Origin of the sequence: Duganella sp. Root198D2, assembly GCF_001428585.1 — a bacterium.
GTDB lineage: Bacteria > Pseudomonadota > Gammaproteobacteria > Burkholderiales > Burkholderiaceae_D > Rugamonas.
In genome coordinates this window covers 223,789-234,465 of record NZ_LMIC01000003.1, presented here as the reverse complement: position 1 = coordinate 234,465, position 10,677 = coordinate 223,789, and the positions used below count along the sequence as shown (strand labels likewise).

General features: G+C 63.8%; 7 protein-coding genes and 3 tRNA genes. 2 read left to right on the top strand and 8 right to left on the bottom strand.

Features of this window, described 5'->3' with window-relative positions; translation table 11 throughout:
• The 4 genes from ASE26_RS06165 to ASE26_RS06150 all read right to left on the bottom strand — a co-directional run.
• Nucleotides 1-198: GTP-binding protein (locus tag ASE26_RS06165; RefSeq protein ID WP_057245772.1), on the bottom strand; the 198-nt coding region annotated here is incomplete at its 3' end.
• A 69-nt stretch (nt 199-267) separates the two neighbouring features.
• Nucleotides 268-342: transfer RNA gene (locus ASE26_RS06160), tRNA-Thr, on the bottom strand.
• A gap of 22 nt (nt 343-364) precedes the next feature.
• Nucleotides 365-438: transfer RNA gene (locus ASE26_RS06155), tRNA-Gly, on the bottom strand.
• A gap of 50 nt (nt 439-488) precedes the next feature.
• Nucleotides 489-574, bottom strand: a tRNA-Tyr gene (locus ASE26_RS06150).
• Nucleotides 575-772: 198 nt separating this feature from the next.
• On the opposite strand from ASE26_RS06150, the gene ASE26_RS06145 reads away from it, so the two are divergent.
• Nucleotides 773-4,030 (top strand): EAL domain-containing protein, encoded by a 3,258-nt coding sequence (locus ASE26_RS06145; RefSeq protein ID WP_057245771.1) that lies wholly within the window; start codon nt 773-775, stop codon nt 4,028-4,030.
• A 131-nt stretch (nt 4,031-4,161) separates the two neighbouring features.
• Here the strand turns inward: ASE26_RS06145 and ASE26_RS06140 are convergent, their stop codons facing one another.
• The 3 genes from ASE26_RS06140 to ASE26_RS06130 form a co-directional block, all read right to left on the bottom strand.
• A complete protein-coding gene (locus ASE26_RS06140; RefSeq protein ID WP_057245770.1) occupies nt 4,162-5,718 on the bottom strand; it encodes an HDOD domain-containing protein in 1,557 nt (518 codons plus the stop codon).
• Between the two features lie 24 nt (nt 5,719-5,742).
• On the bottom strand, nt 5,743-7,395 hold the full coding sequence (locus ASE26_RS06135; RefSeq protein ID WP_055928246.1) for a tetratricopeptide repeat-containing response regulator: 1,653 nt from the start codon (nt 7,393-7,395) through the stop codon (nt 5,743-5,745).
• A gap of 114 nt (nt 7,396-7,509) precedes the next feature.
• Entirely contained in the window at nt 7,510-9,090 is a 1,581-nt protein-coding gene (locus tag ASE26_RS06130) for a DUF3369 domain-containing protein (RefSeq protein ID WP_055928243.1), read from the bottom strand.
• Between the two features lie 144 nt (nt 9,091-9,234).
• Here ASE26_RS06130 and ASE26_RS06125 point away from each other — a divergent pair, with 144 nt between their 5' ends.
• Entirely contained in the window at nt 9,235-9,726 is a 492-nt protein-coding gene (locus ASE26_RS06125) for a chemotaxis protein CheW (protein WP_055928240.1), read from the top strand.
• On the opposite strand, the gene ASE26_RS06120 is transcribed toward ASE26_RS06125, so the two are convergent.
• Complete coding sequence (locus tag ASE26_RS06120) at nt 9,723-10,673, bottom strand: J domain-containing protein (RefSeq protein WP_055928237.1); 951 nt, start codon at nt 10,671-10,673, stop codon at nt 9,723-9,725. The genes ASE26_RS06125 and ASE26_RS06120 overlap by 4 nt on opposite strands.
• Between the last annotated feature and the right edge of the window lie 4 nt (nt 10,674-10,677).

Sequence of the window (10,677 nt, the reverse complement as noted above, 5' to 3'; positions counted from 1 at the left end):
GGCGGTGTTGATGGTAATGCCGCGTGCTTTTTCTTCTGGAGCAGCGTCGATCTGGTCGTAAGCTTTGGCTTCGCCGCCGAATTTCTTCGACAGGACGGTTGCGATAGCAGCGGTCAGGGTGGTCTTGCCATGGTCAACGTGACCGATGGTGCCAACGTTCACGTGCGGCTTAGTCCGCTCGAACTTTTCTTTTGCCATTTTAGACTCCTAACAAATGTTGAGTTGCTGGGCACGCGCCCGACTAATCAGATGGATACTGCAGAATTCTGGTGCCCTTGACGTGGATTGAACACGTGGCCTCTCCCTTACCAAGGGAGTGCTCTACCACTGAGCTACAAGGGCTTATTTTTACTACTGTGCTGCATGGAGCGGGTGAAGGGAATCGAACCCTCGTCATAAGCTTGGAAGGCTTCAGCTCTACCATTGAGCTACACCCGCGAGGTTCCGACTACTTTCGACTACTACTTCACTTAGCTACCTGCAAGCTTTGGTGGAGGGGACTGGATTCGAACCAGTGTACTCATAAGAGGGCAGATTTACAGTCTGCTGCCTTTAACCACTCGGCCACCCCTCCGCGAAGGAACCGCAGAGTATGAAGCAACTTTCCAACACTGTCAACATCGTTATTTGCTTATTTCGCAAACGCTGCATGACGTGCGCTTCGGGGCGAGATTGTAATGGCTACTCCTGCAAATTTGCAAGTGTTGTTTTTGCGTTGCACCTTTTGCTTTAAAATCGGTCAACTTATTCCGTGCACCGGAGCGCCCATTCTGTGAAGAATCCCTCCCCCGGCTGGCCGCGCACGCTGGCCGCCAACCTGCTGCTGCTGGCGGCCTACGCGGTCATCGGGCGCTTCTGCCTCTACTTGTCCCTGGCGCCCGGTTATGCCAGTCCCCTCTTCCTGCCGGCCGGGATCGCCCTGGCCAGCATCGTTACCTTTGGGCCGCGCCTGCTGCCCGGCGTCGCCATCGGCGCCCTGCTGATCAATTTCCTGCCCCTGCCGGGTGCGCCCAATCCGCTGACCCTGCCGCCTTTGCCGCAAGGACTGGCTGCACTCGCTGCCGCCTTTGGTTCGGCGCTGCAGGCGTGGCTCGGCATGCTGTATTTCCGCCGCGCGATCCGGCCAGAAATCGGTGCCGGGCGCGATGTGCTGCGCTTCCTGCTGCTGGCAGTTTGCGTGACGCTGGTGAGCAGCACGCTGTCCAATGGCGCCGCAGCTGCCGCCGGCGCCATTGCGCCGCGCGATTTGCCGACCAGCTGGCTGACCTGGTGGATTGGCGATGCCATCGGCGTCATGCTGGCCGCGCCGCTGTGCTGGGTACTGTTCGGCCAGCCGCGCGCGCTGTGGCAGCGCCGTCGCTTGCTGGTGGGCGTACCCCAGCTCTTCCTGGTCACCCTGTGCGTGATGCTGTACGTGCTGGTGGCGCGCTGGGAAACCCGGCAGCACCTGGAAGGCTTCCGCCTCAAGGCGCAACAGGTGGGCGACTTGCTGCAGTCCCGTTTCAGCGAGCACGAGCGGTATGTATTCGCCATGGCGCGCGCCATCAACCGCTATGGGCGCGTGATGTCGGCGCAAGGCTTCGACAAGATTGCGCATGGCTACCTCGACCAGCGGCCCGAGCTGCTGTCGATGGCCTGGCTGCGGCCGGTATCCGAGGCCGATCGCCCGGCTTTTGAAACCTGGGCGCGCGACACCATCGGCGCGGACTTCCGCATCATCGCCCCGTCCACTGAACCCGGCCACTCACACAGCCATTCCGTGCACCGCCATGCCGAGGTGCCGCCTGGCGAGCATATGGTGACCTTGTTCATCGAGCCTGCGGCGCGCCGCCATTACCAGGGACTGGACTGGCTGGCCGAACCGGTCCGCGCGCAAGCCGTGCGTGAAGCGCTGCGCAGCGGCAAGCCGGTTGCCAGCGCACCGGTCATGCTGTCGATGCCGGGCGAAGGCAGCGGCGTGGTGCTGCTGCAAGCGGTTGATCCGGGCGATGGGCAAGCGGCGGCCGGCATGCTGCTGCTGGCGATGCAGATCGACACCTACGTCAACGGCGCGCTGGCCGCCGCCGATTTCCCGCATATCCAGGCCCGCCTGGTCGACCGCAGCGAGCCGGGACCGACCACGCTGGTCGACCTGATGTCGCGCGCGCCGAACGAAGACGACTATTGGCGCAAGCTCAGCCTTGGCGGCCGCGACTACGAACTGGTGCTGGCGCCCTCGGCTGCCTACATGGTGCACCAGCACGGCTGGCAAAGCTGGCTGGTACTGAGTGCGGGCCTGATGCTGACAGGGCTGCTGGGCGCCCTGATGCTGCTGACCAGCGGCGAACGCGCCCAGATCCAGCAGCAGGTAAAGGAAAGCACGATCCGCCTGCGCGAGCGCGAAGCGCGCCTGCAAGCCATCCTCGACAAGGCGGCCGACGCCATCCTGACCATCGGCGCCGATGGCCTGCTGGTCTCGGCCAATGCCGCGGCTTGCCGCCTGTTCGGTTATCCCGCCGAAGCGCTGGCCGGCATGCCGCTGGCGGTCCTGCTGCCGGAAGCGGAAAGCGATAGTGCGCCACGCGTGCTGCGCAATATCGCCAGCGGCGCCACCCACGAGCACGAATCCAGCGGCCGCCGCCACGATGGCAGCATTTTCCCGACCGCGATTTCGGTCAGCGAGGTGGAACTCCCCGACGGCAATGTATTCGTCGCCATCGTGCACGACCTGACCGAGCAGCAGCGCGCCCAGGAACGGATCTACAAGCTGGCCCACCACGATCCGCTGACCGGGCTGGATAACCGCCTCTCGCTCAACCTGCGCCTCGACCAGTTGCTGGCGCAGACGCGCCGCGCCAATGGCACGGCTGCCGTGATGTTCCTCGACCTCGATCACTTCAAGAAGATCAACGACACGCACGGCCACGCCACCGGCGACCAGTTGCTGGCGGCGGTCGCCGACCGCCTGCGCGAGCTGCTACGCGAAGTCGACACCATCGCCCGCCTGGGCGGCGATGAATTCATCGTGGTCACCGGCGGCAACGTGACGCCGGCGGAAGCCAGCCAGATCGCGGTGCGTATCGTGGCTGCACTGGCCGAGCCGTTCCACCTGGCAGGCAAGACGATCCATAGCGGCACCAGTGTCGGCGTCGCCATGTTCCCGCCCGACGGCCATGACAGCGCCGCCCTGCTGCGCCATGCGGATACGGCGATGTATGCAGCCAAGAGCCAGGGCCGCGGCAACTTCCAGTTTTTCGAAGCGGCCATGAATGCCGCCACCCATGACCGCTTGATGATGGAGAACCGCTTGTGGCAGGCGCTGGAACGCAAGGAGTTCGAGCTTTACCTTCAGCCGCAGGTGGAACTGGCCACGCGCCGCGTGATCGGCGCCGAGGTGCTGCTGCGCTGGCATCATCCGGAACTGGGCATGGTGGGGCCGGACCGCTTTATCCCGATTGCGGAAGAATCGGGGCTGATCCTGCCGCTGGGGGACTGGGTGCTGCAGCAGACCGTGGGCTTGCTGCGCCGCTGGCAGGGGTCGCTGCGCCTGGCCGTCAACCTGTCGGCGCGCCAATGCCACGGCGACGCCCTGCTGCCGCTGCTGGACCAGCTGCTGCGCGAGAGCGGGATTGATCCTGCGTTGCTCGAACTGGAGATCACCGAGTCGGCGGCGATGCAGGATCCGGAACGCAGCCGCGACTTGCTGCGCGAGCTGCGGGCGCGCGGGATCAAGGTGGCGATCGACGATTTTGGGACGGGCTATTCGTCGCTCAGCTACCTGAAGCTGTTCGAGATCGACCGGATCAAGATTGACCGCGGGTTTGTGAAGGATATCGAGAGCGACCCGAATGATGCGGTGATTGTGGCTGCGACCATCGGGCTGGCGCATGCGCTGGGGCTGGGCGTGGTGGCGGAGGGCGTGGAGACGGAGGCGCAGCTGGAATTCTTGCGCAGCAAGTACTGCAATGAGGCGCAGGGATATCTGTTTGCGCGGCCGATGCCGGTGGCCGAGTTCGAGGCGCTGGCTGGACGCTTACCTGAACCTGCCTGAACCGGTAAACCGGGGTCTGACCCGCAGGGTCAGACCCCCAACGGTTTCGAGGCCGCAAGTTGGTTCGAGTCCTCTGACGTTTTGAGAAGATCAACGGTGTACAACCGAAAACCCGCGGCGGCTTACCGGTTTCAGGGGGACAAAGCCGCCAGCACCTGCGCCTTCAGCGCCCGAATCAGCGACGTCTCGTCCGGCGGCACCCCTTCCGGCGCAGGCTGGGCACGATCGGCATAGAACAAGCCAAGCTGCACACCCTGCACCACCAATGGCAGCACGATAAAGCTGCGCGCATCCGGCAGCAAATCCAGGTGCCACTTCGGCAGCAAATCGCGAATCTTGGCCACACTGGCATCCGCGATCATCAAATCGGCATCATTATCCAGCGCCAGGTGGAACAGATCCTTGCCCTGCAAGGGGAACACGAAGCCCTCCTGCCGCAAGGCCCGCTTGTCGCCCAGCGCAATGCGCGCCCGGAACTGCCCCGTCTTCGCATCCTTCAGGCAAACTGTCGCAAAGCGGAACCCCATGCTGCGGTACAAAGTCTCCAGTACCGCCTGCACCAGCTCATTCACCCGCGCCTTGCCCTCCACCCGCATCTCGGTCAGTTCCTGCACGCCGGCCAGCAACTGCTCGCGGGCGTCATACGGTTTGCCGCTCGGGTAGGCGCCCTCCTTCGCGCCGGAATCCATGCTGGCCAGCGCCAGCACGCTCGGCAAGGTCCCCGCCGCGCCCGGAACTTCGCCGGGTTCCGCATACGGGTCGCCCGGCTCGCCGGCAGAACCGCTGGAAGCGCCATCCAGCTGCATGCTGTTCAACAAAGCATCCATGCTGCTGCGCGCGCGCGTCAGCACCGTGGTCACCTGCTCGCGTTCCAGCCCCAGCGCGTTGCCGAAACGCTGGTGCAGCAGGCGTACGTCGTCGCTGGCCACGCCGCCCAGGCGCGTCAGCGCGCGCGCCGCATCCATGCTGAAGTGCACCACCTGCCGTATCCACTCGGTGCGGTCGGCCGGCGCCCGCATGGTGCTGCCGTACAAGGGCGTCAGCGAGCGGATGATGACGTCGGGGATTTTCCATTCGCGCAGCACGGTCGCCGTCAGCGTGTCGTAGGTGCTGCCCAGGATCATTTGCGAAGCCCGCGCCTGCGAGTGTTCGCCTGCCACGACCAGCGCATTGATCTCGCGGAAGCGGTCGTGTTCGCGCGAGGCGATCAGCAGCGGCCCCAGGTTCTTGAACAGCGCCCCGATCGCCGCTTCCTCCGCCTTCTGGTAAGGACTGTAGCGCGCCAGTTCGCGCCCAACCAGGCTGGCGCACAGCGCCGCCTCCAGCTCCACCCGCACACTTTGCGCATGCTTGCTGTTGGCCATGGTATCGACCAGCAGCATGGCCAGCGCCGTGGTTTTCACATTATCGAAACCAAGCAGCGAAATCGCATGGGAAATTGTGGTTACCGGCGCGCCCGAGGCCTGGCGGTATTGCGGCGTATTGGCCAGGCGCAGGATCTTCTGCGTCAGCGCCACGTCGGACAGCACGTGATAGGCCAGACTTTGCGTGCCCTGGTCGTCCGAATCGGCCATCTGCACCACGCGCGCGATCGACACGCCGAGCGCAAACAAACCCTCATCATCGCTGCACAACTTTTTCAGCAGGTAGGCGCGGACCGGGCGTTCTTCTGGTGGATTGGAGCTCATAGCCCATTGTAGCGCCAGCGGCTATCAGATCGCGACGCGCACCCCTGCTTCGCGCCGCGCGGCCGGGCGGATGTTGTATTTCTTCAATATGTCCTGGTGCAGGCCGGCCAGTGCATTCAGCTTGTCGTTGGCAGGATCGAGGCGGCGCACCGTGGCCACCAGCGCCAGCACGTGGCGCCCGAAGGCATCGTCCCAGCCCTCGTTTTCCAGGCATTTCAGGATCGCCACCGCCGCGTTGAACGCTACCTGGGCGTTGTCCGGCACCTTGGCGACGGCTTCCAGCATGAGGTCGACCGCGCCGCGGAAATCGCCCTGCTTCGCCAGCGCCGCACCGGCTGCCACCATCTCGCCCACTTCGTTGCGGCTTTCGTCGGCCAGGCGCTGTCCCAGTTCGGCGTGGCCGCTTTTCTCCATCATGCGCATGGCACGCTCCATGGCGCCCGGCGTGGCGGAATTGCGCATCACGTCGCGCATCACTTCCGTCGCCTGCTCCTCCTTGCCCACTTCCAGGCAGGTGCGCGCCAGCTCCATCTTCATCTCGTTCGACAGGCCGCTTGCGGTACGCACGCCGCTGACCGCATAGTCCAGCGAGGCGTTCATGCGTTCCACGTTGCCGGTGAATTCATGCAGCGCAGCCGAAGCAATGGCGCTGCAGACATCGGTGTTCGGGGTGCCGGACAACGATTTGTCCAGGTCGCGGATCACTGCGGCCGCCTGCACCGGGTCGCCTCTCTTGACCAGGGTTTGCGCCAGCTTGGCATGGTCTTCCGGCGTGCGGAATTCGGAATAGCGGGTCTTGCTCACCACCTGCTTGAAGGCGCGTTCGGCGCCTTCGACGTCGCCCGCCACCAGCGCCACTTCGCCCAGCCGCCGCAAGCGGCGCACCGCGTGCGGCGACAGTTCTACCGCATTGGCCAGCACGGCTTGCGCTGCAGCCGGATCGCCATTCGCTTCATGGGTGCGCGCCAGCCAGTCATAGGCATCGAGGAAGCGGGTGTTCCTGCCCAGCAGGTCTTGCAGCAGGTCGCGCGCTTCGTCGAAGCGGCCGCGCAGGTACAGGGTCTTGGCCTGGCCCAACCGGGCCCATGGCACCTGGCGGCTATCCCATAGTTCGGCATACAGCGGTTCGGCCAGTTCCGGCTCGCCGACCTGGATGTGCATCTCCGCACGCAGGCGGCGGAACTCCATGGCAAAGCGCGGCTGCGCGGCCTCGCCCTCCTCGCACGCTTCAATTGCCGCACGCAAGTCGCCCATGTCCACCAGCTGGTACACCGGCAGCAGCGCATTGCGACGGTCGAGGGCACGCCAGATGCGTTCCAGCATGGCATCGGCAGCGAAAGGCTTGAGGATGTAATCGTTGGGCATCAGCTCGGCGGCGCTGACCACCTTGCTGAACTGGCCCTCGCCGGTGACCATGAAGAACATGGTGGCGGCGTTGATCAGGCGGTGATGGCGCAGGTCTTCCAGCATTTGCTGGCCATCCTGGCCGCCTTCCAGGGCGTACTCGCACAGGACCAGGTCATAGATCCGGGTTTCCAGCGCGCGGATGGCCTGGTTGGAGCTGGCGGCATCGTCAATGCGCACCAGGCCGCACAAGCTCAGCATATTGTGCAGGCTGGCGCGCATGCTGGGATTGGGCTCGATGACCAGCGCTGTCAGGCCCTTCAGTTCATTCATGGCTGTCGGCGTAGGACAAGGGCTGTCCTCATTTTAGCGCTTGCACGCTGCACGCCGTGAATTTTGGAGAGATTGAACGTGGCAGCGCGGCGTGGCCGCCACAGTAGGGTTGGCTCAGCTGCCCTGGCCCAGGCCGGGGTTACGTTCGACCACGTCATTCAGCGCGGCGATCACTTCGGGATCGAACTGGGTGCCGGTACGGTCGCGGATATAGGTCATCACTTCCGGATACGGCCACGGCTCCTTGTAGGGGCGCTCATGCAGCAAGGAATCGAAGACATCGACCACCGCCACGATCCGCGCCGACAAGGGAATCTGCTTGCCCTTGAGCTGGTTCGGATAGCCGCCGCCGTCCCAGTGCTCATGGTGACCGCCGGCAATTTCCGCCCCATACGTCAGGTAGCTGACACCGTCCACCATATTGGCCGCGCGTTCCAGCACGCTGCGCCCGACGGCAGCATGGGTTTGCATCAGCGCACGCTCGTCGTCGGTATGGGGGCCCGGCTTCAGCAGGATATGGTCCGGCGTCGCGACCTTGCCCACGTCATGCAGGATGGAGGCGAGGCCGATCATGTCGACCAGCTGCGGCGTCAGTTCGTCGTCGTACATGCCGCGCTCGCGCATGCGCGCAGCAATCGCCGAGGACAGCTGCTGCACGCGCCGCACATGGCCGCCGGTGCAGCCGTCGCGGAATTCCGCCAGGTCGGCCAGCGCCACCACGGTGGCTTCCTGCGCCTTGCGCAGCTGGCCGAACATGTACAGGTTGTCAAACGCGGCGGCAATGCGCTCGCAGAACACTTCCAGCAGGTCGCGCTGGATCTGGGCCAGCGGCCAGGGCGGCGTGACCGAGATCAGCACGTCGCGGCTTTCCTGCGTGTGGATGAACAGCACATTGGCCGGATGTTCGAACTGGCTCTTCTTTTCCTTGAAGGCTTTCCTGATGGTCGGCCACAACGGATGGTTGTCCGGCATCTGCTCGTTTTCCGCCAGCGGCGCATAGCCGCCGGTGGCTGCTACCACGGTGGTCTCGCCGGTGTCGACCTGCATCAGGCACAGCACGCCGTCCGCCCCGACATCGAGGATGGCGGAGACCTGGTTCAGCACGCCGGACGCGAATTCACGCAGCGAATGGATCTGGTACAGGTTGGTCGCGCCGGCCAGGATCTTGCCCAGGCCGATGCGCGAGCGCTCCAGCATGTTCAGGCTTTCATACGCACGCAGCGCCGAGATCACGGTGGTAAACAGCTTCTGCGTCGTGAGTTCGGTCTTGGCCTTGTAGTCGTTGATGTCGTATTCGATGATGACGCGCTGTTCGGGCGCCTGGCCCGGCTGGCCGGTGCGCAACACCACGCGCACGATGGAATTGTGCAGCTCTTCGCGGATGCGGCGCGCCAGCAGCAGGCCGGCATCGTCGGTTTCCATCACGACATCGAGCAGCACCAAGGCAATATCCGGCGTATCGCGCAGGATCTCAAATGCCTCGCGGCCGCTGTAGGCCGAAAACAACTCCAGCTCACGCCCTTTGAAACTGACATTGCGCAGCGCCAGGCGGGTAACCGCATGCACGTCCTGGTCGTCGTCCACAATCAGCACGCGCCACAGCCGCTGTTCTGGGGATCCTGTCGATGCCGGCTGCTTCTCTTCTTCGTCTTCTTCGAGCAGCCAGTTGTCATCGACGGCTTGAGGGTCCGCCATGAAGTCTCCTTGATCAAAATGCGCTAATCTTTACATCCAGCATAATCAGATTTGACTTAGCTAGCAATTAAAAATTGCCCCCTCGTAAATCGCTTTGCAACCTGATACGCTTTGACAACACAGATTTTGCTAAAGGAAAAAACCATGCAAGTTACTGCGCAAGAAGACGCTAGCCAAGGCAAGGAATTCCTGGCATTCAAGCTGGGTGCCGAAGAGTACGGCATCGATATCCTGAAAGTGCAGGAGATCCGCGGTTATGAAGCGGTAACCCGCATCGCCAATGCGCCCGAATTCATCAAGGGCGTGATCAACCTGCGCGGCATCATCATTCCGGTGGTGGACATGCGCATCAAATTCAAACTGGGCGAGCCGGTGTACGACCAGTTCACGGTGGTGATCATCCTGAACATCAATGGCCGCGTGGTCGGCATGGTGGTCGATTCAGTGTCGGACGTCACCACCCTGGCGCCCGAGCAGATCAAGCCGGCGCCGGACCTGGGCACCGCCTTCAGCTCCGAATACATGATCGGCCTCGGCACCATCGACGAGCGCATGCTGATCCTGGTGGATATTTACCGCCTGATGGCGAGCCCGGAAATGGGCCTGAGCGAAACGCTGGCCGCCGGCACCGCTTAACCGTTCTTGTGCGCGCAGCCGTTCTGGCCTGCGCCGAGGTTCAGGTTCTGGTAGCGGATTTCGTATTTGCCGTTCGATAGCTGGTCGACCACCAGCTTGTCGTGCGGCTGCACGTAGGCGTAGCGCACATTCGAGCGGCGCTCCAGGTCATACACCTTGATGAACACCGGCGACGCGTTGGAGCTGTTGTCCAGCGTGAGCTGCATGTCCTCGCCCTTGTTCCCGACCGGGAAGCCTTCCACGTAACCCGATTGCACCGGCCACGGTTCGCCGTTCGGTGCGACTGCCGGGGCAACCTCGGCCTCACAGTCGATGGCGGCGCCAGGCAGCACCACCTGCGACAGGGCCAGCACCTTGATAGGCGGGGCGGCGGCGGCAGAAACCGCGGGCTCCGGCGAATACGGCTTGGCAACTGCCCAGCCATCGTCGGGCGTCACTTTTTCCACCCGCGGCGGATGGATTTTCGGGGTGGCGGCGGCAGTCGCCGTCAGTTCGGCTGGCGGCTTGCCGCCCCAGGCGCCGGCCAGGACGCTGGACATGGCGCGCGGCTCGGTCACCGTCAGCACCCCGCCCAGCCAGCCCGCCGCAGCGGCGCCGCTCACCGTGCCCCAGAAGCGCCAGGACTTCAGCACCCGGCGCCGGCGCGGCAGGTCGAGCTCGCCGGACCAGCCCGGCTCATGCGCCGGTTCGTGCCTGGTGCTCTCCAGCCACTCGATTTCCCACTCTTCCTGGGTGATCCACTCGTCGTGCTCCTTGCGCCGCTGCGGATCGGACAGCGTGCCATAGGCGGTATTGACGATCGCCATGATGCGGGCCGCCTTTTCATCCCCTGGATTCTTGTCAGGATGATATTTCTGGCTCAGCGCTTTGTAAGCAGCACGTATGACTTCCTGTGGCGCGCCGCGCGCTACCTTCAGGTTGTCATAGTGAGTATGTATCTTTCCCATCTCT